Source organism: Leisingera sp. S2M4, from assembly GCF_055398055.1.
The window spans coordinates 311,765-337,286 of the sequence record NZ_AP040861.1 but is presented as its reverse complement, the minus strand read 5'-3'; the positions used below and the strand labels follow the sequence as shown (position 1 = coordinate 337,286).

General features: G+C 66.0%; 23 protein-coding genes. 10 read left to right on the top strand and 13 right to left on the bottom strand.

Features of this window, described 5'->3' with window-relative positions:
* Nucleotides 1-57: 57 nt before the first annotated feature.
* From ACZ52D_RS01710 to ACZ52D_RS01700, 3 genes are all read right to left on the bottom strand, one after another.
* Nucleotides 58-753, bottom strand: coding sequence for an HdaA/DnaA family protein (locus tag ACZ52D_RS01710; RefSeq protein ID WP_222453938.1), 696 nt, complete (start codon nucleotides 751-753; stop codon nucleotides 58-60).
* 4 nt (nucleotides 754-757) lie between these two features.
* A complete protein-coding gene (locus ACZ52D_RS01705; RefSeq protein ID WP_369927014.1) occupies nucleotides 758-1,831 on the bottom strand; it encodes an AI-2E family transporter in 1,074 nt (357 codons plus the stop codon).
* A 200-nt stretch (nucleotides 1,832-2,031) separates the two neighbouring features.
* Complete coding sequence (locus ACZ52D_RS01700) at nucleotides 2,032-3,249, bottom strand: calcium-binding protein (RefSeq protein ID WP_464442346.1); 1,218 nt, start codon at nucleotides 3,247-3,249, stop codon at nucleotides 2,032-2,034.
* A gap of 227 nt (nucleotides 3,250-3,476) precedes the next feature.
* Between ACZ52D_RS01700 and proS the strand changes: the two genes are divergently transcribed.
* The 5 genes from proS (at nucleotide 3,477) to ACZ52D_RS01675 (ending at nucleotide 7,911) form a co-directional block, all read left to right on the top strand.
* The gene (gene proS / locus ACZ52D_RS01695; RefSeq protein WP_369927010.1) at nucleotides 3,477-4,832 is read left to right on the top strand and encodes a proline--tRNA ligase; all 1,356 of its coding nucleotides are present in this window, start codon (nucleotides 3,477-3,479) and stop codon (nucleotides 4,830-4,832) included.
* A gap of 241 nt (nucleotides 4,833-5,073) precedes the next feature.
* Complete coding sequence (locus ACZ52D_RS01690; protein ID WP_464442345.1) at nucleotides 5,074-6,360, top strand: lipoprotein-releasing ABC transporter permease subunit; 1,287 nt, start codon at nucleotides 5,074-5,076, stop codon at nucleotides 6,358-6,360.
* Nucleotides 6,353-7,036, top strand: a complete 684-nt coding sequence (locus ACZ52D_RS01685; RefSeq protein WP_222453933.1) for an ABC transporter ATP-binding protein — start codon at nucleotides 6,353-6,355, stop codon at nucleotides 7,034-7,036. The genes ACZ52D_RS01690 and ACZ52D_RS01685 overlap by 8 nt, the downstream gene beginning before the upstream one ends.
* 115 nt (nucleotides 7,037-7,151) lie before the next feature.
* The gene (locus ACZ52D_RS01680) at nucleotides 7,152-7,466 is read left to right on the top strand and encodes a bactofilin family protein (protein WP_369927004.1); all 315 of its coding nucleotides are present in this window, start codon (nucleotides 7,152-7,154) and stop codon (nucleotides 7,464-7,466) included.
* Between the two features lie 97 nt (nucleotides 7,467-7,563).
* Nucleotides 7,564-7,911 (top strand): zinc ribbon domain-containing protein YjdM, encoded by a 348-nt coding sequence (locus tag ACZ52D_RS01675; RefSeq protein ID WP_464442344.1) that lies wholly within the window; start codon nucleotides 7,564-7,566, stop codon nucleotides 7,909-7,911.
* A gap of 58 nt (nucleotides 7,912-7,969) precedes the next feature.
* Here the strand turns inward: ACZ52D_RS01675 and ACZ52D_RS01670 are convergent, their stop codons facing one another.
* From ACZ52D_RS01670 to parE, 4 genes are all read right to left on the bottom strand, one after another.
* The gene (locus ACZ52D_RS01670; protein WP_464442343.1) at nucleotides 7,970-8,656 is read right to left on the bottom strand and encodes a hypothetical protein; all 687 of its coding nucleotides are present in this window, start codon (nucleotides 8,654-8,656) and stop codon (nucleotides 7,970-7,972) included.
* A 39-nt stretch (nucleotides 8,657-8,695) separates the two neighbouring features.
* Nucleotides 8,696-9,457: a hypothetical protein gene (locus ACZ52D_RS01665; protein ID WP_464442342.1), complete on the bottom strand. Its 762-nt coding sequence runs from the start codon at nucleotides 9,455-9,457 to the stop codon at nucleotides 8,696-8,698.
* A 1,055-nt stretch (nucleotides 9,458-10,512) separates the two neighbouring features.
* Nucleotides 10,513-11,319, bottom strand: a complete 807-nt coding sequence (locus ACZ52D_RS01660; RefSeq protein ID WP_464442341.1) for a hypothetical protein — start codon at nucleotides 11,317-11,319, stop codon at nucleotides 10,513-10,515.
* Between the two features lie 5 nt (nucleotides 11,320-11,324).
* The gene (parE, locus tag ACZ52D_RS01655; protein ID WP_464442340.1) at nucleotides 11,325-13,283 is read right to left on the bottom strand and encodes a DNA topoisomerase IV subunit B; all 1,959 of its coding nucleotides are present in this window, start codon (nucleotides 13,281-13,283) and stop codon (nucleotides 11,325-11,327) included.
* A gap of 287 nt (nucleotides 13,284-13,570) precedes the next feature.
* Here parE and ACZ52D_RS01650 point away from each other — a divergent pair, with 287 nt between their 5' ends.
* A complete protein-coding gene (locus ACZ52D_RS01650) occupies nucleotides 13,571-14,998 on the top strand; it encodes a pyridoxal phosphate-dependent decarboxylase family protein (protein WP_464442339.1) in 1,428 nt (475 codons plus the stop codon).
* Here the strand turns inward: ACZ52D_RS01650 and ACZ52D_RS01645 are convergent.
* The 4 genes from ACZ52D_RS01645 to ACZ52D_RS01630 are packed head-to-tail and all read right to left on the bottom strand — an operon-like array spanning nucleotide 14,995 to nucleotide 20,499.
* Nucleotides 14,995-15,816, bottom strand: coding sequence for a ChaN family lipoprotein (locus ACZ52D_RS01645; RefSeq protein WP_464442338.1), 822 nt, complete (start codon nucleotides 15,814-15,816; stop codon nucleotides 14,995-14,997). The two genes, ACZ52D_RS01650 and ACZ52D_RS01645, sit on opposite strands and share 4 nt — an antisense overlap.
* The gene (locus tag ACZ52D_RS01640) at nucleotides 15,813-16,532 is read right to left on the bottom strand and encodes a ChuX/HutX family heme-like substrate-binding protein (protein ID WP_464442337.1); all 720 of its coding nucleotides are present in this window, start codon (nucleotides 16,530-16,532) and stop codon (nucleotides 15,813-15,815) included. Before ACZ52D_RS01640 ends, ACZ52D_RS01645 begins: the two co-directional genes overlap by 4 nt.
* Nucleotides 16,529-18,250, bottom strand: coding sequence for an ABC transporter ATP-binding protein/permease (locus ACZ52D_RS01635; RefSeq protein WP_464442336.1), 1,722 nt, complete (start codon nucleotides 18,248-18,250; stop codon nucleotides 16,529-16,531). The genes ACZ52D_RS01640 and ACZ52D_RS01635 overlap by 4 nt, the downstream gene beginning before the upstream one ends.
* A complete protein-coding gene (locus tag ACZ52D_RS01630) occupies nucleotides 18,250-20,499 on the bottom strand; it encodes a TonB-dependent hemoglobin/transferrin/lactoferrin family receptor (RefSeq protein ID WP_464442335.1) in 2,250 nt (749 codons plus the stop codon). Before ACZ52D_RS01630 ends, ACZ52D_RS01635 begins: the two co-directional genes overlap by 1 nt.
* Nucleotides 20,500-20,712: 213 nt before the next feature.
* Here ACZ52D_RS01630 and ACZ52D_RS01625 point away from each other — a divergent pair, with 213 nt between their 5' ends.
* Entirely contained in the window at nucleotides 20,713-21,348 is a 636-nt protein-coding gene (locus tag ACZ52D_RS01625) for a DUF1007 family protein (RefSeq protein WP_464442334.1), read from the top strand.
* Between the two features lie 2 nt (nucleotides 21,349-21,350).
* On the top strand, nucleotides 21,351-22,382 hold the full coding sequence (locus ACZ52D_RS01620; RefSeq protein WP_464442333.1) for a nickel/cobalt transporter: 1,032 nt from the start codon (nucleotides 21,351-21,353) through the stop codon (nucleotides 22,380-22,382).
* 4 nt (nucleotides 22,383-22,386) lie between these two features.
* Here the strand turns inward: ACZ52D_RS01620 and ACZ52D_RS01615 are convergent, their stop codons facing one another.
* Nucleotides 22,387-23,061, bottom strand: a complete 675-nt coding sequence (locus ACZ52D_RS01615; RefSeq protein WP_464442332.1) for a TIGR02453 family protein — start codon at nucleotides 23,059-23,061, stop codon at nucleotides 22,387-22,389.
* A 111-nt stretch (nucleotides 23,062-23,172) separates the two neighbouring features.
* Here ACZ52D_RS01615 and ACZ52D_RS01610 point away from each other — a divergent pair, with 111 nt between their 5' ends.
* Nucleotides 23,173-24,555 (top strand): MATE family efflux transporter, encoded by a 1,383-nt coding sequence (locus tag ACZ52D_RS01610; protein ID WP_464442331.1) that lies wholly within the window; start codon nucleotides 23,173-23,175, stop codon nucleotides 24,553-24,555.
* 76 nt (nucleotides 24,556-24,631) lie between these two features.
* On the top strand, nucleotides 24,632-25,075 hold the full coding sequence (locus ACZ52D_RS01605; protein ID WP_464442330.1) for a nucleoside deaminase: 444 nt from the start codon (nucleotides 24,632-24,634) through the stop codon (nucleotides 25,073-25,075).
* A gap of 13 nt (nucleotides 25,076-25,088) precedes the next feature.
* Here the strand turns inward: ACZ52D_RS01605 and ACZ52D_RS01600 are convergent, their stop codons facing one another.
* Entirely contained in the window at nucleotides 25,089-25,514 is a 426-nt protein-coding gene (locus tag ACZ52D_RS01600; protein ID WP_464442329.1) for a hypothetical protein, read from the bottom strand.
* Between the last annotated feature and the right edge of the window lie 8 nt (nucleotides 25,515-25,522).

Here is a 25,522-nt window from a genome sequence, read left to right as displayed (position 1 = left end):
TCGTCTTGCAGTCCGCGGTCAGGATGGGCCAAGGCAAGGGCGGGGTCAACCTCCTGCCTAGGCGGCGTTTTCCGTGCTTTCCTGCCGGATTTCCGACAGCGCCCGTACGGCCAGCGGCCGGGTCAGGCTGCGTTTTTCCGCCAGTGACAGGTGATCCAGGCGCCCGACGATCTGCGCCGCGGCGGCAAAGGAGCGGTGCATATGCGCCACCAGGTAGGGGATCACGTCGGGCTTGGGGGTGATCTGGCGGTCGGTAAAGAGCTTGGCCAGCACCACCGCCAGCAGCTGGTCATCCGGCGGTTGCAGCTCGGCATGGGTTGCCGCCTGTACCCGGCTTTGCAGGTCCGGCAGGCTGAGCCCCCAGAGATTCGGGGCCATCTGCCCGGTCATCACCAGCGCGTGCCCCTGCGCCAGCACCAGGTTGTGCAGGTGGAACAGCAGGTTCTGGCGCTCGCGGTCGGCACGGATGTCGGGCACGTCCTCGACCACCACGGGGCCTTGCGACAGCTCCGTGAGCTGTGCCTCGGTCAGCGCCGTTGCGGGCAGGATGCGCGCCCCGGTCTGGCTGGCCCAGACATGCGCCAGGTGGGTCTTGCCGGCGCCGGCGGGACCGGTCAGCACCAGCTTGCCGCTGGGCCAGGTAAACTGCGGATCCAGCAGCGCCACGGCCATCGCGTTGGAGGGGGCCACAAAGAAATCATCGCGCCCCAGGGCCGGTTTGGACGGTAGATCGAAACTCAGCTGTTGCGCCATCGGATCACTCGGCCCCCGCGTCGCGGTGCCCCTGTCCCTGGTAGAGGCGACTGTTGAGATACTGCTCGGTCAGGAAGCGCGCGATCACCCCCAGGGCGGCGGCCACCGGCACGGCAACCAGCATGCCGACGAAACCGAACAGCGCGCCGAAGACCGACAGCGCCAGAAGCAGCCACACCGGGTGCAGCCCGACGGAATCCCCGACCAGCTTGGGGGTGAGGAAATTGCCCTCGACGATCTGGCCGATCACGAAGATCCCGGCCACCAGCCCGATCGAGACCCAGTCGCCCCAGAACTGGAACAGCGCCAGGCCGATGGCCAGGGCGCCGCCGATCAGCGCGCCCAGGTAGGGGATGAAGGTCACCAGCCCGGCGATGAAGCCCACCGCAAGGCCGAAGTTCAGCCCCACCAGCATCAGGGCCACCGCGTAGTAGCTGCCCAGGATCAGGCAGACCGTGCCCATTCCGTGGATGAAGGAGTGCATCACCTTGTCAATTTCCGACGCGATGTGGCGGATCACCGGCTGGTGGTCGCGCGGCAGCAGCTCGTCGATGCGGGCGATCATCCGGTCCCAGTCCAGCAGCAGGTAGACCGCCACGACCGGAACGATCACCAGGAGAACCACGATGTTGAGTAGCGAAACCGCCGACCCCAGCGCGGTCTGCAACAGCTCCATCGCGCGCGATTGCAGGGTTTCACCAAGGGTGCTGACGGCCTTGTGGATGCGGGTGTCCTGTTCGAACAGGGACGGTACGTGCTCCACCGCGAAGGCGCGGGCGTCACGCACCAGTTGCGGCAGCACGTTGATCAGGTCGATCAGCTGGTAGATCAGTGTCGGCACCACCACCAGCAGCAGCAGCAGGAACACCAGCAGGGCGGCGATGGTAATGGTGGCGGTGGCCCCGGTCCGGCTCATACCCCAGGCCTCGAGGCGATCGGCAATCGGGTCGATCATATAGGCAATCGCCGCGCCCAGGATGAAGGGCAGCAACACGTTCCCGAGCGCCCACATCACCACGGCAAAGACGACTGCGGCAAGGCCCCAGAATTTGAACTGTTTCTTCGCTGGTAGCGCCATGGTCCGTCTGCCCGTTCGCGTCCGCATTGTTCAGGATCTTGGTCGCCAGTCTTCCCTGATGCGCCCAGCCCATGCAAGGGGCTGGGGGCAATCGCCTGTGGGCAAGGCGGGGATAAGCCGCAAAAGGCCGGGGGCAAGTCAAGGAAATCTTGCCCCGCAAGGCGAGTGGTGCTGCCGCCTTGCGGGTGGTCATTGCCGGGTCAGAAGATGAAATCGTCCGCCGTCAGGTCACTCGCCGAGACGTTGTCGACGGTGATGCTGCTGCCGCGGTAGCTGACCAGGGCCGCGCCGTCGCCGGTGTCTTCGATGGTGAGCTGGGAAAACCGCTTGGCGTGCAGGATCTCGATCATGTCGACGCCGTCCTCGAAGTCGCGGATGGTGTTGTCGCCAAAGCTCTTGCTCTTGAACTGGAACACATCGGCGCCGCTGCCGCCCTCGAGGGTGTCATTGCCGTTGTTGACGCAGATCACGTCGTCGCCGCCAAGCCCCGACAGCCAGTTGTCGATGCCGGAATCCTTCAGCACATCATCGTAGTTGGAGCCGCGCACGCCCTCGATGCTCTTGAAGGTGTCCCGGTTGCCGAACCCGTCGATGGCGGTGCCCTTGCCGAGGTTCACCTTCACCCCCACGTAGCCGCCTCGGCTGACATCAGGGTCGTAGCGGATGGTGTCAAATCCGCCCCGGCCGTGGAAGAAATCATTGCCCTGCAGGCCGGTGAAGCGGTTGTCGCCGTCATCGCCCTTCATCACATCGCGCATGAACGAGCCGCGGACGTTCTCGATGTTGCTGACCTGGTCGGTCAGGCCATCCGTGCCAATGATGGTGCCCGCCTTGAGATCCGCGCGGATGCCCTGTTTGGCAAGAAACACGTAATGGAAGCTGTCGCTGTAGTTCAGCGTGTCGCGGCCGTCGCCACCATCGTAGATGTCCGCGCCGCCGAGGTCGGTGATGAAATCATCGCCGCCATTCGCGGAAACGGTGTCGTTGCCAAAACCGGTGCGCAGGTCGTCACCGTCCCAGTCAAAGGGATACTGGCTGTCATCGGAGCCGATGAAAGTGTGCCCCCCGGCCCAGATCAGTTCGTCCAGCTGATGCGGGTTCCCACTGGCCATCATCGCTGCTGCAATCGGCAGGCTGACGTTCAGGCCGGACGCCTCCATGATCCTGTCGCCATCGCTGTTGTACCAGATGATCTTGGTGATCGTTCCTTCGGTGAAACTGCCGCTGCTCCCGGCTGTGACGGCGTCCTTGATGAGCACCTTGATTCGCGCCGGTTGCGAAGTCTCGTCGATCGGGCCGTCCTGTCCGTTGTATTCCGCGAAAATCGCCTTGGAGGTGACCTTGGTTACCTCGTAATTTCCGAAGTTCGAGTATCGGAAAACGCCTTGATTCCCGTTGAACCACTTGAACGTTGCCATAATTTCCCCCTGCCTTGCTGGAAACTCATAAACAAATGAAAGACCGGGAAGCGCCAAAGGGCGCCCCGGCGTTGCGCCCTCAGCACCCATAGCGTGTCTTTTTGACAATTTTTAGCAGAGTTGGTCCGGCAGCTTTCCCGCACGCGCCTGATTGCCTGTGGCGCAGCGATGGCTTAGACCGCATGGGAACCTGAATTCGTGAACCCGTTTGCTAGAATGAGACCGCCATGCGCCTGTCCCGCTACTTCCTGCCTGTTCTGAAGGAAAACCCCTCGGAAGCCCAGATCGTCAGCCACCGGCTGATGTTGCGCGCCGGGATGATCAAGCAATCCTCCGCCGGGATCTACTCCTGGCTGCCCCTGGGCTTCAAGGTGCTGAAAAAGATCGAAAGCATCGTCCATGACGAGCAGATCCGCGCGGGCCACATCCCGATGCTGATGTCGACCATGCAGCCGGCCGACCTGTGGCGCGAGTCGGGCCGCTATGATGACTACGGCCAGGAGATGCTGCGCATCCGCGACCGCCACGAGCGCGACATGCTGTTCGGCCCGACCAACGAGGAGATGATCACCGACATCTTCCGCGCCCATGTCAGCAGCTACAAGGATCTGCCGCTGACCATGTACCAGGTGCAGTGGAAATTCCGCGACGAGATCCGCCCGCGCTTTGGCGTGATGCGGGGCCGCGAGTTCTACATGAAGGACGGCTACAACTTCGACCTGACCAAGGAAGACGCGCTGCACGCCTACAACCGCCACCTGGTCAGCTACCTGCGCACCTATGAGCGGATGGGCCTGCAGGCGATCCCGATGCGTGCCGACGGCGGCCCGATTGGCGGTGATTACACCCATGAATTCCTGGTGCTGGCCGACACCGGCGAGTCGGAAGTTTTCTATGACAGCGCGGTGACCGACCTCACCTTTGGTGATCGCGACATCGACTATGACAACGTCGAACAGTGCCAGAGCGTGCTGGAGGAGTTCACCTCGAAATACGCCCGCACCGACGAAACCCACGACGAAGCCCTGTTCAACCAGATCCCCGAGGAGCGTCGCCGGGTGGCGCGCGGCATCGAGGTGGGGCAGATCTTCTACTTCGGCACCAAGTATTCCGAAAGCATGGGCGCCACCGTGCAGGGGCCAGATGGCAAGAACGTGCCGGTTCACATGGGCTCGCACGGGATTGGCGTCAGCCGTCTGCTGGGCGCGATCATCGAGGCCAGCCACGACGACAAGGGCATCATCTGGCCCGAGGGCGTGACCCCGTTCCACTGCGGCATCGTCAACCTCAAGCAGGGCGACGACGAGGCCGATGCCGCCTGTAACCAGATCTATGCGGCGCTGACCGCGGCGGGTCTGGATCCGCTTTATGATGACCGCAAGGAACGCGCGGGCGGCAAGTTCGCCACCATGGACCTGATCGGTCTGCCCTGGCGCATCACCGTTGGCCCGCGCGGGCTGAAGAACGGCGTGGTCGAGCTGACCTCGCGGCGCACCGGCGAGAGCGAGGAGCTGAGCCCGGAAGAAGCCGTGCGTAAGGTTGCGGCGGTCTACGAAAAGCACCGCACCGGCCGCGGCTTCTGAACTGCGTCGGCACTCGTGATACCTTTCAGAGAAGGGCGCGGTTTCGCGCCCTTTTTCGCTGCCTCCATCCGGGGGCGCGGGCAAGTCGCCGGGCAGGCCGTCGCCGTGAAAAGGGGCGGGCACATGCAGGCGGCCGGTTCCTGCCGGTGAGCGCGGATTGTTCGTGCGCCGTGCAACCAAACCTTGACCCGGGGCGTTAGGCAGCACAGTTTGCAGGCAAAATTTCCGGGCAGGACCACACATGGCCACCACACCTCCGCCGTTTTCACGTTTTGAATGGATCATCGCCTGGCGCTACCTGCGCGCCCGCAAGGCCGAAGGCGGCGTCAGCGTGATGACCTGGATCAGCCTCATCGGGATCACGCTGGCGGTGTTCGCACTGATTGCGACGCTGGCGGTGCGCTCGGGCTTCCGGTCGGAGTTCGTGGGCACCATCCTGGGGGCCAACGCCCATGTCACCGTCTATTCCTACGGCGAGGTGAACGCCGCCGGGGCGCTGGACCGGTCGCTGAAGGATTACGAGGCGCTGGCCGAGCGGGTGGCCGCGGTCCCCGGCGTGGTGCGGGCGGCGCCGCTGGTCAAGGGCCAGGTGATGGCCAATCTGCGCCAGCGCAACGCCGGGGTCGAGGTCTTTGGCATCTCGGCCGAGGACATTCGCGGTATTCCCGGTGTCGCCGAGAGCGACGAGGCGCAGGGCGACCTGTCGCGTTTCGAGGATGGCATCGCCATCGGCTCGGGCATCGCGCGGGAGCTGGGGGTGAGCGTCGGCGACAAGATCAAGCTAATCTCGCCGAACGGGATCAAGACGGCCTTTGGCACCAGCCCGCGGGTGAACGCCTATGAGGTGGTCTATATCTTCACCGCCGGGCGCTGGGACATCGACCGCACCCGCGTCTACCTGCCGTTTGCCGAGGCGCAGGCCTTTTTCAACCGCGAGGGTGTCGCGGACGAGATTGAGGTGATGGTGGAGGACCCCGAGAACCTCGACGGGGTGGCCAATGCGATCCTGCAGGCGGCGGGTGGCAATGCCGGGGTGTGGACCTGGCGTGACGCCTCCGGCGGGTTCCTGCGGGCGCTGGAGGTCGAGGACAACGTGATGTTCGTGATCCTGTCGATCCTGGTGCTGATCGCGGCAATGAACATCGTCTCCGGGCTGATCATGCTGGTCAAGAACAAGGGCCGCGACATTGGCATCCTGCGCACCATCGGTCTCAGCGAAGGGTCGGTGATGCGGGTGTTCTTCATCTGCGGCGCCTTCACCGGTGTCATCGGCACCGTCTGCGGCGTGGTGCTGGGGTGCCTCTTTGCCATCTATATCGACCCGATCTTTTCCTTCGTGAACTACGTGATGGGCGGCGGTGTCTGGGATCCTTCGATCCGCGGCATCTATGCGTTGCCGGCCGAGCTGCGGCTGACCGACGTCATGTCCGCGGTTGGCCTGTCGCTGGGCCTGTCGTTTTTCGTGACCATATTCCCGGCCCGCCGCGCGGCGCGGCTGAACCCGGTGGAGGCGCTGCGCTATGAGTGAGATCACCCTGGAGCTGAAGGGCATCAGCAAGTCCTACCTGCGTGGCGAACCGGGCGAGGTCCAGGTGCTGCGCGGTGCCGATCTGGCGCTGCACGCCGGGGAGGTGGTGGCGCTGGTGGCACCCTCGGGCGCGGGCAAGTCGACGCTCTTGCACATCGCCGGGCTGCTGGACACGCCGGACGCGGGCGAGGTGCGCGTTGCGGGCGAGGACGTCAGCGGCAAGGGCGACCGCCGCCGCACCCGGGTGCGGCGTCAGGAGGTGGGGTTCGTCTACCAGTTCCACCACCTGCTGCCGGAGTTCACCGCCCTTGAAAACATCGTGCTGCCGCAGCTGGCCAACGGCACCTCGCAAAAGGCGGCGGCGGCACGGGCAGCGGAGCTGTTGGACACCGTCGGCCTCGCGGCGCGCGCAGACCACCGCCCGGCAGCGCTGTCGGGCGGCGAGCAGCAGCGGGTCGCCTTCTGCCGTGCCCTCGCGAACAGCCCGCGCATCCTGCTGGCCGATGAGCCGACGGGCAATCTCGATCCGGCGACCTCGGACCAGGTTTTTGCCGCGCTGATGACACTGGTGCGGGGCACCGGCCTGTCGGCCTTGATCGCGACCCACAACCTGGAACTGGCCGCCCGCATGGACCGGCAGGTGAAGCTGGAGAACGGGGTGCTGGTGCCGCTGTGACGGCAGACTGGCATTCCGCTGCGCACCGCCGGGAAGGCTGGTGGTCAAATTGCGACTTCCAAGATAGATTTGGCAGGACAAGTCTGCCGGACAATGAAGAAAAGGTGTACCCGTGGTGAAATCCATTATCGAAGAAGACGTGACCGTGGAGGGGAACCTCAGCTCCAGCAAGGGCAGTGTCGAGGTCCGGGGGCGCGTCGTTGGTGACGTGTCGGCGCAATCCGTGACGGTCCATGCCGGCGGTCGGGTCGATGGCGCGCTCAGCGCCCAGCAGGTTGCGGTCGAGGGACGTTACAGCGGTCGGATCGCCTGCGATGATCTGCGGCTGTCTGCCAGCGCGCAAGTGACGGCGGATGTCGAGGCCAAGGCCATGGCCACCGAAAGTGGCGCCCAGCTGCAGGGCAATATCCGCATCACCGGCAAGGGCTGAGCCAGAGATGGGCACCGGCGCGGGGTGTGTCGTACACCTGCGTCGGACCTGCCAGTCGAGGCTGGCAATCACCCTGCGAACGGTCTAGGGCCAAGGCATGAGTGATCTTCTGCCTCCGTGCCCCGCCTGTGCCTCTGCCTACAGCTACCAGCAGGACGCCCTGCTGATCTGCCCCGAGTGCGGGCATGAGTGGGCGGCCTCCGAGGCGGGCGCTGCCGAAACCGCGGCCGAGGTGCGCGACAGTGTCGGGAACCTGCTGCAGGATGGGGACACGGTGACGCTGATCAAGGATCTGAAGCTCAAGGGCGCGTCCTCCACCCTGAAGGTTGGCACCAAGGTGCGCGGCATTCGCCTGGTCGAGGGCGATCACGACATCGATTGCAGGATCGCCGGTGTCGGCGCGATCGGGCTGAAATCACAATTCGTGAAGAAGGTGACCGGCTAGGCCACCTGCCGCTGCGGCCGGGCGCGCGCCTGCGTGCGCCGGTTCGGCGACGCGGGCGTCAGTCGCAGATCCCGCGCAATTCGACATCCTTCCAGGGCAGGTAGACGTCGCTTTCGCGGCTTTGCGGCAGCGGACGGACCGGCATGTGGCGCGCCAGCATCGCGTGCAGGCGGTGGGTGCGCGGCGCCTGTGGCGCGAGGGCGCGGCAGCAGACGTATTCTTCGACGATGGCACCCTGCTGTTCATAGCCGTAGCTGAGGAAATCCGGCGTTTCATCTGTTATTTCGAACAGATAGGGATCGCGTCGGCTGCCGTGCTCGGCGGCGGCGCGCAGCGGGTGATAACCGGTGCGGCGGCGGTTCTGCCATTGCCAGACATGGGTGGCCTCATGCGCAAGCAGCATGGTTTCGACCAGGTGCAGGCGCTCGGGGTATTCCGGCAGGTAGTCGTCGGCGTACCAGATGCGGGCAAAGAAGACCCGGTTGAACAGCGCCACCGCCGCAGGCGAGGAGGTCACGATCTCGTCCTTGACCGGCGGCAGGATGCGTTCGCGGCAACTGAGCCGTGGTCGCGGGCTGCGGCGGAAGGTGACCGCCGCCACCGGCGCGCCGCGCACCAGGCGGACCCGGTCGAGGTCCAGGGTGCTGCCGTGCAACCCCGAGAGATAGCTGCGCTCGGCCTCTGTCAGCGGTCGGCCACAGGCGGCAGGCAGTAGCGCGAGGATCAGAAGCAGGAGGCGGATCACGGGCGTTGGGCTCCGGAAGCGGTGGCGGCAGCTCCGAGACTAGCCGTGGCGGCGCAGCTCGACAATGGATTTGCCAAGCCGGAACGGGGCCGCAAAGCTGACCAGGCAGAGCGCGATCACTTGCAGCGCGAGGATATGGGCATTGGCCTGGAGATAGTCCCATTCGTCCTTGAGCTTGGCCACATGGGCGATCAGATCATCATAGGCGCGCGCCAGGATCAGGAAATCGCCGGCGATGGCGGGCACCTTGCGGCGCAGGGTGTCGACCGCCGCCTGTGCGGGCGCGTCGAGCGCGGTAAAGACCAGAAACGCCTGCGGGTCGAAGGCGCTGGCCGTGGCTGTCATGTCCTGCATCTGCTGCGCGGTCGCGCGGCCGCCGAACAGCAGGCTGAGCCCGCGCAGCGGCGCGACCTCATCCGTGACCGCGATGAACAGCGGCAGCTCGGCATTGCCCGCGGTGGATGCGGAGAGGAATTCGACCTTGTCGCACAGGACCGCGATGTCGGCATCATAGGCGGGGTCGCAAAAGCGCAGGCGGAAGCGGGCGGCGTCGCGGTCAAAGGCGGCGGTGGCGGCATAGGCGATGTCGATCTGGCGCTCCAGCCGCGAGCTGTCGGCGGCGTAGATGCCGGAGATCACCGCCGCCAGCGCGCCGAAGCCGCCGAGCACCACCCAGACGAGGTCCGCCAGCCGCCAGGCGCGGTGGCCTGCGGGCTTGCGAAACAGGAAGGCGGTCCCGATGAGGCCCGCGAGGAAGAACAGCAGAAGCAGGGGCAGCTGGTTGTCCGCGATGAAGGCCATGGCTCGTGTCCCCGCTATGATCGGCTGACCTGAGCTTAGGAAGGGAACACGGGGGCAGGCAACAGCCCTCACGAAGCTGTCACCGGATGCGCGGGGTTGGCCGGGCAGAGGGAAGACCTTGTCCGGGGGTGTGCCTGGGCCGCGTTCGGGGCCGGTGGCCGTTATGGTTGCAGGGCCGTGTCGTGCTGGCCCGTGGAAGAGTGGCGGCGCCGCCAGGGGCCCGGAGGGGCCTGAGGCGGAGGGCCGGGCGGGGGCGTGTCAGGCCCCGTTGTCCGCTCGAAAGCTTCCGTTTTGCGGAGAACCCCTGCACCCGATGAAGAGGTGGTCTTTGGGGTCCCCGTATCTCCTGTGGGTGCGGGGCGTCAGTCCGCACCTTGTGTCGCGACGGAATGGAGTATGGCAGGCCGGGGTTAAGGGCGCGCAAGCGGCGCGTGCGCTGGTTTGGGGATGGGCGCAACGGCCGGGGCTGCGCCTGCCTGCGGATCATACCGGAGGTTGGCCCTTGGCAGAACGGACAGGCACAGTCGCGTCCCGCCCAGGCAGGCGCAGACCGGGAGGTGGGATGCCTCCGGCGGGAGTATTTTTGAAAAGGTGAAGGTGTTGGCGGTTTGCTCTCTGGGGCGTCGGCCGCATCGCCCGCGCCTGACCTGACCTTAGGGAGTTCACACTGATCCGCGAAGCGGCAAACCGTCCGGGGGACGGTTTGAAGTGTGGACGGGCGGAGCCCTGCGCAACCGACGGTTCAAATCAAAGAGCGGCGTTGGCAGGATTTTTCCTGGGACGTGGGGCGTTAGCCGCACGGCCGGCGCCTGACCTTACCCCCGGGAGTTCACACTGGTCCGCGAAGCGGCAAACCGTCCGGGGGACGGTTTGAAGTGTGGACGGGCGGAGCCCTGCGCAACCGACGGTGCAAATCAAGGAGCGGCGTTGGCAGGAATTTTCCTGGGACGTGGGGCGTTAGCCGCACGGCCCGCGCCTGACCTTCCCCCCGGGAAGGCGCTTTCGCGCCCTCCCAAGGTCAGGCGCGGGCCTTGTGTTGTGCCCGGTTGACCACTTTAAATTTTGTCTCGTTCCTCAAGCGTATCGGCAAATACTTTTACGATATGATCGTGCTTTGTGAATCTCGTTTCCAAGAATTCACGAACAACCTCTCTATTCGAAGTTGTCATTGCCGATGCCGCGATATCAGAAGAATCCCATGAAAACTTAAAATCCATTTTTTCTATGTCGCTGGCTGCGATGGTGGGATTGTTGCGCTCAAACAAAGCCATCTGATGAGCACTTTTCAGGTATTTGGATTTTGATAGCGCCGCAAAGTCAACTTCGGGGTCAAAGTTGGGTTCCTCTCGCAGTAACTCGGAGTACGTCTTGCCGGCCTTCGTTTTACCACCCAGTGGAATACAGAACTTTCGCAGGATGCCGCAGAGAATGTCCAGTTTGGCCAAGTCAAGTGGTAGGACGCGAGCATTTGACTGCCTGTATCTGGTGGCTGGATTTCCCACAGCTCCCATTCGAGCAACAAAATTTTGCAACGTTTCTTCAGTTCCCTCGCCTCTAGGGTAGGGGAAATCCGCGATCTTATCTGGGAGAGAATGCTTGGAAAAGTCGAAGTTTTGGGAAGTCAGACCTGCCGTGTGCTTAGTCGCCTCAGTGAATAAATGGTGGACCTTGTGAGTGCTCTCGACTTTCTCACACGAATTCAGCAAAATTATGCATTTGCAATACTTCTCAATCGCTTGACAGGCATTCCATGCAAAGTGCCTGTAAAAGCCGTTAAGAAAGGCCCATCTGGCAACCACATGGTCGTGTAGGGCAGCACCTGCGAACATTTTTTGCGATAGCGCGACAACCTCCCAATGCATCTCTCTCAAACATCCAGCTCCTCCACGAACTTCGCGTTCTCCTGAATATACTGGAAGCGCAGCTCGGGCTTTTTCCCCATCAGGCGCTCGACCAGGTCGCCGGTCTCGCCCGGTTCGTCCTCGTCGATGGTCACCCGGATCAATTTCCGGGTCTTGGGGTCCATCGTGGTCTCCTTCAGGTCCTTGGCGTCCATTTCGCCCAGACCCTTGAAGCGGCTGACGTCGATCTTGCCCTTGCCGCCGAGGCCCTTTTCCAGCCAGTAGTCGCGCTCGGCCTCGTCCTGGCAGTAGACGCGCTTGGCGCCTTGCGTCAGGCGGAACAGCGGCGGGCAGGCCAGGTACAGGTGGCCGTGATCGATCAGCGGGCGCATCTGGGTGAAGAAGAAGGTCATCAAGAGCGAGGCGATATGGGCGCCGTCGACGTCCGCATCGGTCATGATGATGATCTTGTCATAGCGCAGATCGTCGAGGTTGAACTTGGAACCAAGCCCGACCCCCAGCGCCTCGCAGAGGTCGTTGATCTCGGCGTTGGAGCCGAGCTTGTTGGAGGCAGCGCCGAGCACGTTCAGGATCTTGCCCTTGAGCGGCAGCAGCGCCTGGTATTCGCGGTTGCGCGCGCCCTTGCCGGAGCCACCCGCGGAGTCGCCCTCGACGATGAACAGCTCGGTGCCGGAGCGGTCCTTGGAGGTACAGTCGGTCAGCTTGCCGGGCAGGCGCAGCTTCTTGGTGGCGGACTTGCGCTGGGTCTCCTTCTCCTGCTTGCGGCGCAGCCGTTCCTCGGCGCGCAGGATCAGGAAGTCGAGGATGGCACCGGCAGATTTGGTGTCGGCGGCGAGCCAGTTGTCGAAATGGTCGCGGACCGAGTTTTCCACCATCTTGTTGGCGGATTCGGTCGAGAGGCGGTCCTTGGTCTGGCCGACGAAGGCGGGGTCGGCGATGAAGCAGGAGACCAGCGCACAGCCGCCCGCCATCAGGTCGTCGCGGGTGATCTGGGCCGCCTTCTTGTTGCCGACCAGCTCGCCGTAGGCCTTGATGCCCTTGAGGATGGCGGACCAGAAGCCGGTGACATGGGTGCCGCCTTCGGGGGTGGGGACGGTGTTACAGTAGGACTGCGTAAAGCCGTCGCGCGACGGCGTCCAGTTGATCGCCCATTCCACGTAACCCGGCTCGCCGAATTTCTCGCGGAACTCGACCTTGCCGGCGAAGGGCTGGTCTGCGTAGACGGAGGACTTGCCCAACACTTCGGTCAGGTAGTCCTTGAGACCGCCGGGGAAGTGGAAGGTGGCCTCGGCCGGGGTTTCGCCGTCGTCGATTTCGGTTTTCCAGCGGATCTCGACGCCGGAGAACAGATAGGCCTTGGAGCGTACCAGGGTGAACAGGCGCTTGGGTTTGAAGCGGTGGTGGCCGAAGATCTGCTCATCGGCGTGGAAGGTGACGAAGGTGCCGCGCTTGTTCGGGGCTGCGCCGATTTTCTCGACCGGGCCCTGGGGCAACCCGCGGGAGAAGCGCTGTTCGAACAGTTCCTTGTTCTTGGCCACTTGCACGACCATGGAATCCGACAGCGCGTTCACGACCGAGGAGCCCACGCCGTGCAGACCGCCGGAGGTCTGGTAGGCCTTGCCGGAGAACTTGCCGCCCGCATGCAGGGTGCAGAGGATCACCTCGAGCGCGGATTTGTCGGGGAACTTGGGGTGCGGGTCGATCGGGATGCCGCGGCCGTTGTCGGAGATGGTGACGGAATAATCGGCGTGCAGCGTCACCTCGATGCGGTTGGCGTGGCCGGCCACGGCCTCGTCCATCGAGTTGTCGAGGATTTCCGCCACCATGTGGTGCAGGGCGCGCTCATCGGTGCCGCCGATATACATGCCGGGGCGCTGTCGGACCGGTTCGAGGCCTTCGAGAACCTCAATGGAGGAGGCGTCATAGGTCTCGGCTGCGGGCGTGCTGAGGAGGTCGTCGGCCATGTGCGGGAGCTGCTCTTCCTTGGTTTTGGTTGACGGTCATTATGGCAGGTGTTGGGGCCGGGTGGAAGAGGGACGCAAGGGGCTGTGGATAAGCTGCGGAGCGCCGTGGCCGACCTCGGGCGGGTGCGAAGCGCCCTCCCGTTTTGCCGGAGGCAAACCTTTGGTTTGACGGGGCAGTCGGGGCCTGAGCCGCGGACCGCCGGACGGCTGCGGCGATATTCTCCGTGCAGCGTGGCGGTCTGCGGGCTAAACCTGCGGCCAGCACAGGGCAGGCAGAGGACGCGGGGATGGCGGATCAGGGAATCAAGACGCAGGATTGGGAGACCTTCCGGGCCGAGGCGCAGCGGATGCTGGAGGCGGCGCTGGACCAAATGCAGCAGGCGGCGGAGCGCCCCTGGCAGCCGGTGCCGGATGACATCGATGCGCGCTATGCGGTGCAGGCCGAGGCGCGCGGGCCGCAAGAGACCGTGGACCGGATTATCGCCGATGTGCTGCCCTATCATGGCGGCAATACCCATCCGCGGTTCTGGGGCTGGGTGCAGGGCTCGGGGCTGGCCTCGGACCTGATCGCGTCGGTCGCGGCGGCAGCGGTCAATGCCAACATGGGCGGGCGCGACCACGGGGCGAACTACATGGAGCGCGCGGTGGTGGACTGGACCCGCCGCAAGATGGGGATGCCGGAAGGGACTAGCGGATTGCTGGTGACCGGCACCTCGCAGGCGACGGTGATTGCCTTCCAGGCGGCGCGGCTGCGGGCCTTGCCGGATCTGCGCAAGCGGGGGCTGGGCGATGTGCGGCTGACGGCCTATGCGGGTGAGGGCGTGCACAATGCCACGCTGAAGGCGGTGGAGCTGCTGGGCATTGGCTCGGACAACCTGCGCAAGGTGCCGCTGGTCGATGGCAAGATGAATTGCGCCGCGCTGGCGGAGATGGTGGCGCAGGATCGTGCTGCCGGGGCGCTGCCGTTCCTGGTGGTGGGCACCGCCGGGTCGGTGGACCTGGGGCTGTTTGACGATCTGAACGCCCTGGCCGACGCGGCCGCCGAACTGGGCCTGTGGCTGCATGTGGACGGAGCGTTCGGCGCCTGGACCCGGATCGCGGCAGAACCCTACCGGTCGCTGAGTGACGGCATCGGCCGGGCCGACAGCATCGCGCTGGATTTCCACAAGTGGATGTACGTCGGCTATGACTGCGGCATGGCCTTGATCGGCAACGAGGCCGAGCACCGGGCGGCGTTTGCCGCGCGGCCCTCCTATCTGGAGGGCGCGGAGCGCGGGTTGGCGGGGGGCGAGCCGTGGTTCTGCGACTACGGCATAGACCTTTCCCGTGGCAACCGGGCGCTGAAGGTCTGGACGGCGCTGGAGACCTATGGCGAGGCGGCGTTCTCGGAGGCGATTACCGGAAACTGCGACCTGGCGGCCTTGATGGCGGCAGAGGTCGCGGCGCAGCCAGGGATGGCCCTGGCGGCGCCGGTGGTGTCGAATGTCTGCGTTTTCACCGCCCGGGCGGACCTGCCGCCGGATGCGCAGTCCCGGTTGAATGCGGAGATTGCGCAGGTGCTGCAGGAAAGCGGCGAGGCCGTGTTCTCCACCACCCGCGTGGATGGCCGGGTGCTGTTGCGGGCGGCGATCACCAACCATCGCAGCCGCGCGTCGGACGTGCGCGCCGCCATCGCCGCGGTCGCGCGAGAGGCCGACGAGCGGGCGGGGGCCTAGCCCGCTGAGGCGGGCTGGTCCGGGCTGTCGGGCATCACGCACATGGCGTCGGCCTGCCCGGCATGGTGGCTGTCCCCCCGCGCATGCGGCAGCAGCACCATCGTCTGCGCAACGCCTAGGTGGTCGAGCTGGAACGGGGTGCCGCCGCGGAACTCCAGGTGGCCGCGGCCGATGATGCCGACCACCAGCGGCGCGTCCGGCGCGGCCGCCCGTTCGGCGATGCGGCAGGCAAAGGCGCGGTCCCATGTCTGCTGCGCGCGCACGAAGCGGTCAAAGGCGGGATCATCGGCGGATTGCGCCGCGCGGCCTTCGCGCCGGCCGCCGGTGATGTCGAACAGGTACTGGCGATAGGCGGCGGTTGCGGGCACGGCCGGGCTCAGCCCTTCGCGGGCGTTCTCGGGGATGTTTTCCCAGCCGTCGCGGCCGACCTCGGTGACCAGCGCGCGGCGGCAGTTGAGGCCGATCATCCCGATCCCGAAATCGCGGGCAAAGCGGAAGATCGGCATGTAAAGCTCGGCATCAAAGCCCCAGACGGTGCTCCACTCGGCGCGCTCCAGAAACTCCGCCTCGCTGAGTGTGCCGCCGACCCAGTCGGCCAGCACCGGGTTCAGCCGGGCCGGGAACATCTCGAAGCCGAGCACCAGATCCGGGCGATGCGCCAAAAGGCCCGCGCAGACGTGCATCTGCCAGCGGTGGTTTTCCGCCCTGTCGTGGCTTTCGCCCAGCAGCACTGCCTGTTGGCGCGCGGCGCGGGCGAGCACCTCCTGATGGCTGAGCAGGGTCTGCGTGCCGGGGGTGAACCAGGTGCCGGGGGTCATGTTTCGGTAATCTCCAGTCCGAGGGGCCGTGCCTGTGCATCAAGCGCGACATGGTGGCCTTTCGTGCTGTCCCAGGCGGCGATCAGGCCCGCGCGCAGGTGCAAGTGAAAGGGTTTGGTGATGATGTTCACATGGCCGCCCATCGGCATCAACCGGTCGATGACACCCTGCCAGCTCTGGCGGATTCCGTGCTGGCGGGCGGTGATGCGCAGCGGCTGCGAAGCACGCTGGAACCGGCCCAGAAGCTGCAGGGCGGGGTCCTGATCGGTGGGATCATCGGGCGTGTCCACCGGATCCTCGACGCTGGGCGGCGGCAGCGGCGTGCGGTTCAGCGTGGCGAGGGGGGAAAGGAAGGGGGCTGCGCCCTCCAGCCCGGTGACGGAGAACACATGGGTGCCGTCGCGGTCGAGGAACTCCAGCCGGGGATAGAGCTTGCCGCGCATCTCGGCGCTGACATCCAGACGCACCGCCGCCAGCAGGCCCTGCGGGATGCGGGCAACCGGATCGGTGCCGCCGAGCACGACGTGGCCGCCATCAAGGCGCACCTCGCGGATCCGGCCCAGACGCTCATGCAGCAGCCCGTCCTGCCGGATTGCCAGCATCACCCGGTCCATCTGCGTCAGCCGTGCCAGAAGTGCATTCGGTTCGGCACCGCCGAGGGTCCAGCGGCCGCGCTCTGCGGCGTCGCCTGCGGGGAAGGATCGTGTGTCTGTCATGCGATTTGTCTTTCATCCGGGGTTGCGGGGCCGATCTGCCAGCGGTCGAAGGGGGCCAGCCCGCGGGGTTCGTGGTGGGCCACGCACAGGATCGCGGCCCGGGGCAGCGCGCGGCGGATCAGGGCCAGCAGGCGGGTCTCGCTGGCGCTGTCGAGTGCGCTGGTGGCCTCGTCCAGCACCACCCAGGCGGGGCGGTTCAGCAGCACGCGGGCGAGCGCCAGCCGCTGGCGCTCTCCCATTGACAGCCCCTCGAGTGCGGCGGGACCGGGCTGATCCAGCATCTCCAGCCGGTGGCCGAGGCCGATCTCCTGCAGCACCGCGCGCAGGCGGGCGGGGGCAAAGCCTGCCGGATCGCTGGGGTAGCATGCGGCCGCGGCCAGCCCGTCGGGCAACAGATAGGGTTTCTGGGGCAGGAACATCAGGCCCGCAGGCGGTGTCAGGATCTCGCCCTCGCCATAGGTCCAGAGACCGGAGAGGGCGGCCAGCAGCGTGGTCTTGCCGGTGCCGGAGGGGCCGCTGATCCAGACCGATGCGCCGGGCCGGATGGTGGCATCCGGGACCGGGTCGAGAGCGCGGCCCTGCGGGGTGAACAGGGCCAGCCCGCGCACGTGCAGCGCGTCGTCCGGGGCGGGCGCGCGGCGGATGGCGCGGGGCACACCGGGCATCGGCGCAGGGGCGCGGGTGCTGGCGAACAGCTCATCCAGGCGTTCGGCGATGGCGGCGATTTCGGCAATGGCCCTGTAGTTGAAGATGAACCAGCTGAGGGTCTGGGTCACCCGGCCGAAGGCGCCGGCCAGCTGCATCATGCCGCCGAAGGTGACGAAGCCTGCGAAATAGGCGGGCAGTGAGAAGAACATCGGCACCCGCAGCACGGTCTGGAAATAGGGCCGGTGAAAGATGTTGAGGACTGCTTCGCGGCGGATCAGCGCCAGCCAGTTGCGGCGGATGCCCTGAAACCGCTGGCCGAGGCGGCGCAGCTCGGCGTCCTCGCCGCCGGACTGGGCGATCTCGGGTGCGTTGTCGCGCAGCTGCACCAGCGCGTGGCGGAAGTCGGCCTCCTGCCGTTCCTGGCGGAAAAACAGCGGCTTGAGCTGGCGGCCCATCAGATGGGTGATGCCGCTGGAGATGCCGACATAGACGAAGGCGAGCCAGACAAGGTAGTGCGGCAGGGCCAGTTCGGTGCCGAAGACGGGCACCGTCAGCTCGAAGCCGGTCAGCCCCCAGAGCACCACCAGGTAGCTGACGATGGAGACGCAGTTCTCGATCAGGTCCAGCGACAGCAGCAGCAGCTTGTCGACGAACTGGCGGCAGTCCTCGGCGACGCGCTGGTCGGGGTTGTCGATCGCCTGCGGCGACAGACCGGGGCGCAGGTGCCAATAGGCGCGGGTGCTGGTCCAGGCGGAGAGGGCGCGCTCGGTCAGCTGCGCGCGCCAGCGCAGGAGCAGCCGCTTGCGCAGGTAGTCGCCGACGATGAACAGCACCACCTGCAGCCCGGTGATGGCAAAGAACACCGCCAGCTCGCGCAGGGTGGTGGCCAGGTCCAGCTGCTCCACCGCGTCATAGAAGCGTTTGTTCCAGGCGATCATCAGGACGCTGGTCCAGACCCCGACAAAGCCGAGGCCGAGCACCGTGGCATAGAGCACCAGCCCCTGCCACGCCTGCGGCCCCGAGGCCGCAAGCCGCGTCAGGCGGTAGAGTCTGCCGAACAGCGCCCGCATCAGAAGTCCAGGTTCAGGCTGACTTGGAAGCTGCGGCCTGCACCGGTCATCAGCTCCAGCGGGTTGGACCGGGCCACCGCCTCCGAGGGGGCGGTGCTGCGGCCAATGGCGTCGGCGGTGAAGTAACGTTTGTCAAAGACGTTCTGCACGCCGACGTTCAGCGAGGCGTTGGGCGCAACCTGCCATTTGCCGTAGAAGTCCAAGAGCGCGTAGCCTGCCGGTTTGAAACCGTCGGGATCGGCGGTTTCCTTGACCCGCGCGGCCACAGTGGCGACGGCCTCGAGCGTCAGGTCATACTGCGGCAGCGCGTAGCCATAGGTCAGGGTGGCGGTCAGCGGCGCAAGGTCATGCGGGGTTTCGGCGGCGCTGGCACTGGTCCGCTGGGTGCCTTTCTGCCAGGCGGCGGCATAGGTCAGCCAGCTGCGGTCGTTCAGATCCCAGGCGCCGGACATCTCGATCCCCCAGATCGAAACTTCGGAGAGGTTGCGGTAGGTGTACTGGCTGGTGCCGGGGATGTTGTAGAAGCTCTGGATGAAATCGTCGTAGTCGGACTGGAACAGGTTCACCGCGGTGTAGCCGCGTGCGCCTTGGTAACGCAGGCCGACCTCGTAGCTCTTGACGCTTTCGGGGCGCAGGCCCGGTGCGGGCACCAGATCAAAGAAGGTGGAATCCAGCGACTGGAACAGCTGCTGGGCGGTGGGCATCTTGAAGCCTTCGCCGTATTTGGCCCAGACCGAATAGCGGTCGTCGATGTGGAACTGCGCCCCGAGGCTGGCCAGCAGCTCGCTGTCCTTGCGCGTGACGGGCTCCGCGCCCGGCACCACCTGGTAGTCGGCGTCGGGCTTGGGCTCGATCCGGTAGGTGGCAAAGCGCAGCCCGGGCGTCAGCTCGAAGCGGCCACCGGCAAAGCGCATCCGGTTTTCGGCATAGAGGTCGGCGCGGGTCGTCTCGGCGTTGGCAAAGTTGAAGCCACCCGCGCGGGTCTCGGTCGTGGTGCCGGTGGTCAGGTTGCGGACCCGCGAAATCCGCTGGTAGTCGGTTTGCGCGTAATCGCCATCGAAGCCGAAGACCAGGTGATGGTCGATGTCTCCGGTCGTGAAGGTCTTGGTGGCCTGAATGTCGAGTTCGTGGAAGTCCTCGGAGTACGTCAGGATATCCGTCGTGCGCAGGCTGTCGCCCGCGGCGGAGGTAGTGGATTTGTGGCTGAGACTTTCGTAGCTGTGGGGCACATAGGCAAGCGTTGTCTTGACTTCGTCCAGCCAGCCCTGCGCCGGGGTCCATCGGTGCTCGAGCCCGAACCGCTGGCGCGACAGGTCGAGGTGGCGGTCGCGGCTGTGGATCACCTCGCCCGTCGGCGCGCCCGAGAAGCTGGAGTAGACCGGGCCGAGATCCTGTTTCTGCGTTACATCCGTTTGCCGGTCCAGATGGTCGGCGCTGAATTCCAGCCGGTGTCGGGCGTTGGGGGTCCAGACCAGCTTGGCCAGGGCGCGGCTGGTGGCGGTGTCGGTGGGGTCCAGCTCACCGCAGTGGGTGGCGCCGTGGCTGAGGTTGCGCGGACAGCCGTAAAGGCCGCCATCGGCGCGGGCGTTGGACTTTTCGATCTCCTGTGCTTGGCTGCGCTTTGCCCCCAGCAGGAAGCTGAGCCGGTCGTTGAAGCGCTGGGCAAAGATCGCCTCGGCCTCGGTGCCGCGGTTGAGACTGTCATGGGACGCCTTGGCCCGGCCTGCGCGGTCCTGTCCCTGCAGCAGGTCTTCGGGGTCCAGGGTTTCCACCGCCAGCAGGCCTCCCAGCGCATCGGCACCCCATTTCACCGAGGCAGGTCCACGCACCACCTCGGCCTGTTTGGTGAAGGAAAAGTCGAAGTAGTCGCGGGTGCCGTCAGTGATCCGCTCCGCCACCCGTGCGCCATCGACCTGCAGCGCCACCCGGTTGCCGCCGACGCCGCGGATGGTCACGCCGCCGATGGTGTTGAACGGATCCGTTGCCGAGGTCTGGCGCGCGATATCCACGCCCGGCACCGTGCGCAGGAGATCTTCCAGGTCCTGCACACCACGACGTTCCAGTTCGGTTTCGTCGATGACGGTGACATTGGCCGGAATATCCAGCGGCGTGCCGCCCGCGCGGTCGCTGGAGACGATGATCTCGTCCAGCAGCAGCGGGCGGTCCTCGGCCCATGCGGGGGCGGCCAGGCAGGTGCCAAGCAGCAGGGCGGCGGTCAGGGGAAGGTGGGGGCGTAGGGAGGGGGCCATGGTCCAGGTCCGTTCATGCATACAGGGAGGGATGCGTGCTGGACGGTCTTGCTGGCTCCGCCGTTTGGCATAGGTATTCCGACTATTAAAGTCAACTTTATTTGGGGTGATCCCCGCGGATAATTTTGCGGTGCCTTGACGATGGGCGGAGCGGCGCCACCGCTACCGTCGTCGCGGTTGCAGCGTCGGGGCCATGGGCGTAGATCTTGGGTCATGAAAAAAATCTGTCGATTGCTGTTGGGCGCCGCGCTGTTGCCGGCTGCTGCTGCGGCACACCCGCATATCTTCGTGGACACCGCCGTAAAGGTGATCGTCAGCGAGTCCGGCACCCTGGAAGCGGTGGAGGTCACTTGGGCCTATGATGAGTTCTACTCGCTGCTGGTGCTGGAGGACCGTGGGTTGGACAGCGACTATGACGGCAAGCTGACCGAGGCCGAACTGGCGCAGCTGCAGGGGTTTGACCTGGCCTGGTTGCCTGATTTCGAGGGCGATACCTATCTCGACCGGGAGGGGGAGGCGCTGGCGCTGGGGGACCCGGAGCACCTGTCGACCGAGGTCGAGGACGGCCGGATCACCACCCGCCATCGCCGCGCGCTGGCACAGCCGGTGGCGGCTGACGGGGTGGTGATGAAGGTTTACGATCCGACGTTCTACACGGCGTACACGCTGAACCTCGGGCTTGAGGTGACGGGCGGATGCCAGGGCGAGGTGACGCCGCCGGATCTGAATGCGGCCTATTCCCAAGTGGAAGAGCTGCTTTATGCGATGCCGACGCAGGAGGCGGAGTTGGAGTTTCCCAAGGTCGGAGAGAAATTCGCCGATGTGGTTCGGCTGCGGTGTGAGGGCTGAGGATGCGGTATGCGCTGACACTGGCGGCGCTGGGCGTCGTGGCGCTGGCGGTCTGGCTGTGGGGCCTGGGCGGCGCGCAGGACGTGGCGAGCTGGGCCGCAGAGGGTCAGCGGCAGGCGCAGAACGCGATGGCGCGGGGGCTGCGCGCGCTGCGCGGCGGTGAGCCGGGGGCGTTGGCGGCGCTCTTGTCCCTGTGTTTTGCCTACGGGTTCTTTCATGCGGCGGGGCCGGGGCATGGCAAGCTGGTGATCGGCGGCTATGGCATGGGGCGACGGGTGCCGTTGATGCGGCTGGCGGCCCTGGCGGTGGCCTCGTCGCTGGCGCAGGCGGCGACCGCGGTGATCCTTGTTGCGGGCGGGTTGCTGGCGCTCGACTGGGGACGCGAGCAGCTGACCGACATGGCCGAACAGGTGCTGGCGCCGCTGTCCTACGCGCTGATCGCGCTGGTTGGTCTGTGGCTGCTGGCGCGCGGGCTGCGGCGGCTGCTGGCCAGCACGGGGCCCGGACTGGCGCTGGCCACGGCCGGGCAGGGACAGGCCACCCATTCCCATGACCCTGCGGATCACCATCACCATCATCATCACGATCATGATCAGGTCCACGGGCACGTGCATGATCACGACCATGGGCACACCCATGGGGCGCAGGCGCATGACCATCACGATGGCGTTTGTGCCTCCTGCGGGCACCGGCACGGGCCGACGCTGGAGGAAGCGGCCAATGTCACCTCGCTGCGCGATGCGCTGGCGGTGGTGGGCGCGGTGGCGCTGCGCCCCTGTACCGGCGCGGTGTTCCTGCTGCTGCTGACCTGGCGCATGGGCGTCTTGTGGGCGGGGGTTGCCGGGGTGTTCGTCATGGGGCTGGGCACTGCCACGGTGACGGTTGCCGTGGCCGTTGCGGCAGTGACCTTGCGTCGGGGCGCGCTGGCGCAGTTGCAGGGACGCGGTGCCCTGCGGGCCGCCGCAATGCTCGAGATCCTGGCGGGGGCGGTGGTGGCCATCCTGGCCATCCAGATCATGCTGCGCGCGCTCTAGGCCCTCAGCCCCGGAGGGCGTCCCCCAGCAGAGCGAAGGCCGGCGCGAGCGTCAGCTGTGTGGACATCACCGCCGCCATTGGCGCGGCCTGTTCGGCGCGGGACAGATCATGCCAGAAGGTCAGCGATTTGCGGCGCAGCAGGTCGCCATGCGGATGCGCTTTGCCATAGGGCGCAGGGGTGCGTTTCAGCTCGGCCGGGCGGGTGGCAAAACCCTTGAGGGCCAGAATGTCCACCAACGCCGCGGCTTCGTCCCCCGTCGCCCCGTCCACGGCAGCCCGCCAGCGGGTGATCTGCGCGGGGCTGAAGCCCATGATGCCACCGCCAGTGGTGCAGCGCGCGGGATCGATCCCGAAAAACAGCGCGCAGCTGGTGTCGGCGTCGGCGTCCTCGATCGACCAGAGCATATGCAGATGTGTCTTGTAGGGGGTCTTGTCCTTGGAGAAGCGGATGTCGCGCTGGGGGCGGAACAGCTTGCCCGTCACCTTGGCGCCCGTGCGCCGACTGATTGCCTGGGCGACCTCGTCCACGAGGCGCAGCGCGGGGGTGCGCAGCTGCGCCTCGTAGCGGGATTTATGGGCATTGAACCAGTCGCGCGTGTTGTTTTCTGTCAGTTCAGCCAGGAAGGCGCGGGCGTCGGGGATCAGCGGGGCAAACGGGTCGGATTTCGAGGCGGGCATGATGGCGGGCTCCTGCGCGGGCGTGGCTGTGCAGTCTACCACCATAAGGCTGTGCGCGGGAAAGGAAACTCTGCTCTTGCCGGAACGCGTGACCGGGCCTAATGCTGGCGCATGAACAAGACGGATAACAAAGCAATGGTCATGAGCGCGCGCGGCCATGCGCGCGCGATCGCGGTTCTGGGGCTGCCTTTGATCGGCGGCCATGTGGCGCAGTTTGCCATCGGCCTCACCGATACGGTGATGCTGGGCTGGTACGGTGTGGAGGCGCTGGCGGCGGTGACGCTGGGCTCGACCTATTTCTTCTCGATCTTCCTGCTGGGATCCGGCTTTGCCTTTGCGGTGATGCCGATGGTGGCGGCGGCGGCCGGCGCCGGGGAAGACCGCCAGATCCGCCGCTCGACCCGCATGGGGCTGTGGCTGTCGCTGCTGTATGGCGCGTTGGCGATGCCGCTCTTGTGGTGGTCGGAGCCGATCCTGCTGCTGCTGGGGCAGAAACCGCAGGTGGCGCATGACGCGGCGGAGTATCTGCGCATTGCCGGCTGGGCGATCTTTCCGGCGCTGTTGTACATGGTGGCGAAATCCTACCTGGCGGCGCTGGAGCGCACCCAGATCGTTCTGTGGATGTCGGTGTTCGGCGCGGTGCTGAACGCGCTGGTGAACTATGCACTGATCTTCGGCAACTGGGGCGCGCCGGAGCTGGGGGTGACGGGGGCTGCGCTGGCCTCGGTGGTGACCAACGGGGTGTCCTTTGTGCTGGTGTTGGCCTATGCGCTTCGGGTGTTGCCGGAGCATGAGCTGCTGAAGAATTTCCAGCGCCCGGACTGGGAGATGCTGGGCAAGGTTCTGCGCATGGGCGCGCCGATCGGGCTGACCACGGTGGCCGAGAGCAGCCTGTTTGCCGCCTCGGCGATGATGATGGGTTGGCTGGGCACGGTGCCGCTGGCGGCGCACGGGATCGCGGTGTCGCTGGGCGGGCTGGCCTTCATGGCGCACCTGGGACTGTCCAACGCGGCCACCATCCGGGCGGGCAATGCCTTTGGCCGGGGCGACCGGGCGCATATGGCATTGGGGGCCAAGGTGGTGACGGTGATGTCGCTGGCGTTTTCGGTGCTGGGGGTTGCGGCCTTCCTGTTGTTGCCAGAGTGGCTGATCTCGCTGTTCCTCGACCCGGCCGATCCGCAGAAGGAGCAGATCGTGCTGATCGGCGTCGGCCTTTTGGCGATGGCGGCGCTGTTCCAGCTGATGGATGGCATGCAGGTGGTGGCGCTGGGGCTGCTGCGCGGAGTGCAGGACACCGCCGTGCCGCTGGTGATCGCGGTGGTCAGCTATTGGGCGGTGGGTATTCCGGCGTCTTACGTGATGGGCTTTGTGCTGGGCTGGGGCGGCGTTGGCGTCTGGGTCGGGCTGGTGGCCGGGCTGACTACGGCGGGCGTGTTCCTGATGTGGCGCTTCTGGGGGCGGATCATCCGCACCGTCGGCACCGCCAACGCCTGAGCGCCATGGCTTGACCGCTGCGGCAGGCGTCGGCAGGCTGGGGTAAGTCCCCACAACCGGAAAGCGCCCGCCGATGATGACCGAAGATGACCGCCGCCTGTTGCGCATCGCCTATGAGGAAGCCCGTGCCGGGTTCGACGAGGGCGGCTGCCCGATCGGCTCGGTCCTGGCACGGGGCGGCCAGGTGGTGGCACAGGGGCGCAATCAGCGGGTGCAGAAGGGCGATCCCATCGCCCACGGCGAGATGGACGCGCTGCGAAAGGCGGGGCGGCAGGCCAGCTACCGCGATACGGTTCTCTATACATCGTTGTCGCCCTGCATGATGTGCAGCGGCACAATCGTGCAGTTTGGCATCCCGCGCGTGGTGATCGGCGACAGCCAGAACTTTGGCGGCAACGAGGACTTCCTGCGCAGCCGCGGCGTGGAGGTGGTGGTGGCCGACGATCCGGACTGCATCGCGCTGATGGCCCGCTTCATCCGTGAAAAGCCCGAGCTCTGGGCTGAGGACATTGCCGAGTAACGCCGCAGCCCTATTACGTGTCGTCCCCGCGTGGCTCCTGTGCCTTCATCAGCCGGTCAGCCTTCTTGCGCACCAGAACGCTGCGCAGGTCGTGCATGGCCAGCAACAGGGCGTCGGTGACCTCCTCCAGCTGCGCATCGGTGGCGCGGCTGTTGGCCCAGTGGGCGGTGAGGTTCAGATGGTCGATGGCGCGGTGGATGTCGTCGAGTTCGCGCGCGGCCAGCGTGGCGCTGCGCTCGGCCATCCAGCGTTTGATCTCCTCGAGGTCGCGGTCGGACAGCACCCGCTGGCCATTCGGCTTGATCTCGCCGTTGCGGATGTTGACGACCGCGATCTGGTCCATTTCGATCCGCCGCTGCCGGTTTTCGCCGTCGATGCGAAAGACAAAGGCGCCGTTTTCGCGGACGCGGAAATAATACTCCGGCAGGTCGGAACTCATACTCGCGG

Excerpts from the sequence above, each read along its gene's own strand:
- ACZ52D_RS01605 (WP_464442330.1), top strand. The coding sequence starts at position 24,632 with ATGACCGAAGATGACCGCCGCCTGTTGCGCATCGCCTATGAGGAAGCC.
- ACZ52D_RS01690 (WP_464442345.1), top strand. The coding sequence starts at position 5,074 with ATGGCCACCACACCTCCGCCGTTTTCACGTTTTGAATGGATCATCGCC.
- ACZ52D_RS01660 (WP_464442341.1), bottom strand. The coding sequence starts at position 11,319 with ATGCATTGGGAGGTTGTCGCGCTATCGCAAAAAATGTTCGCAGGTGCT.
- ACZ52D_RS01700 (WP_464442346.1), bottom strand. The coding sequence starts at position 3,249 with ATGGCAACGTTCAAGTGGTTCAACGGGAATCAAGGCGTTTTCCGATAC.
- ACZ52D_RS01610 (WP_464442331.1), top strand. The coding sequence starts at position 23,173 with ATGAACAAGACGGATAACAAAGCAATGGTCATGAGCGCGCGCGGCCAT.
- ACZ52D_RS01705 (WP_369927014.1), bottom strand. The coding sequence starts at position 1,831 with ATGGCGCTACCAGCGAAGAAACAGTTCAAATTCTGGGGCCTTGCCGCA.
- ACZ52D_RS01630 (WP_464442335.1), bottom strand. The coding sequence starts at position 20,499 with ATGGCCCCCTCCCTACGCCCCCACCTTCCCCTGACCGCCGCCCTGCTG.
- ACZ52D_RS01650 (WP_464442339.1), top strand. The coding sequence starts at position 13,571 with ATGGCGGATCAGGGAATCAAGACGCAGGATTGGGAGACCTTCCGGGCC.
- ACZ52D_RS01620 (WP_464442333.1), top strand. The coding sequence starts at position 21,351 with ATGCGGTATGCGCTGACACTGGCGGCGCTGGGCGTCGTGGCGCTGGCG.
- ACZ52D_RS01665 (WP_464442342.1), bottom strand. The coding sequence starts at position 9,457 with ATGGCCTTCATCGCGGACAACCAGCTGCCCCTGCTTCTGCTGTTCTTC.
- ACZ52D_RS01615 (WP_464442332.1), bottom strand. The coding sequence starts at position 23,061 with ATGCCCGCCTCGAAATCCGACCCGTTTGCCCCGCTGATCCCCGACGCC.
- ACZ52D_RS01640 (WP_464442337.1), bottom strand. The coding sequence starts at position 16,532 with ATGACAGACACACGATCCTTCCCCGCAGGCGACGCCGCAGAGCGCGGC.
- ACZ52D_RS01685 (WP_222453933.1), top strand. The coding sequence starts at position 6,353 with ATGAGTGAGATCACCCTGGAGCTGAAGGGCATCAGCAAGTCCTACCTG.
- ACZ52D_RS01675 (WP_464442344.1), top strand. The coding sequence starts at position 7,564 with ATGAGTGATCTTCTGCCTCCGTGCCCCGCCTGTGCCTCTGCCTACAGC.
- ACZ52D_RS01625 (WP_464442334.1), top strand. The coding sequence starts at position 20,713 with ATGAAAAAAATCTGTCGATTGCTGTTGGGCGCCGCGCTGTTGCCGGCT.
- proS (WP_369927010.1), top strand. The coding sequence starts at position 3,477 with ATGCGCCTGTCCCGCTACTTCCTGCCTGTTCTGAAGGAAAACCCCTCG.
- ACZ52D_RS01645 (WP_464442338.1), bottom strand. The coding sequence starts at position 15,816 with ATGACCCCCGGCACCTGGTTCACCCCCGGCACGCAGACCCTGCTCAGC.
- ACZ52D_RS01710 (WP_222453938.1), bottom strand. The coding sequence starts at position 753 with ATGGCGCAACAGCTGAGTTTCGATCTACCGTCCAAACCGGCCCTGGGG.
- parE (WP_464442340.1), bottom strand. The coding sequence starts at position 13,283 with ATGGCCGACGACCTCCTCAGCACGCCCGCAGCCGAGACCTATGACGCC.
- ACZ52D_RS01635 (WP_464442336.1), bottom strand. The coding sequence starts at position 18,250 with ATGCGGGCGCTGTTCGGCAGACTCTACCGCCTGACGCGGCTTGCGGCC.
- ACZ52D_RS01600 (WP_464442329.1), bottom strand. The coding sequence starts at position 25,514 with ATGAGTTCCGACCTGCCGGAGTATTATTTCCGCGTCCGCGAAAACGGC.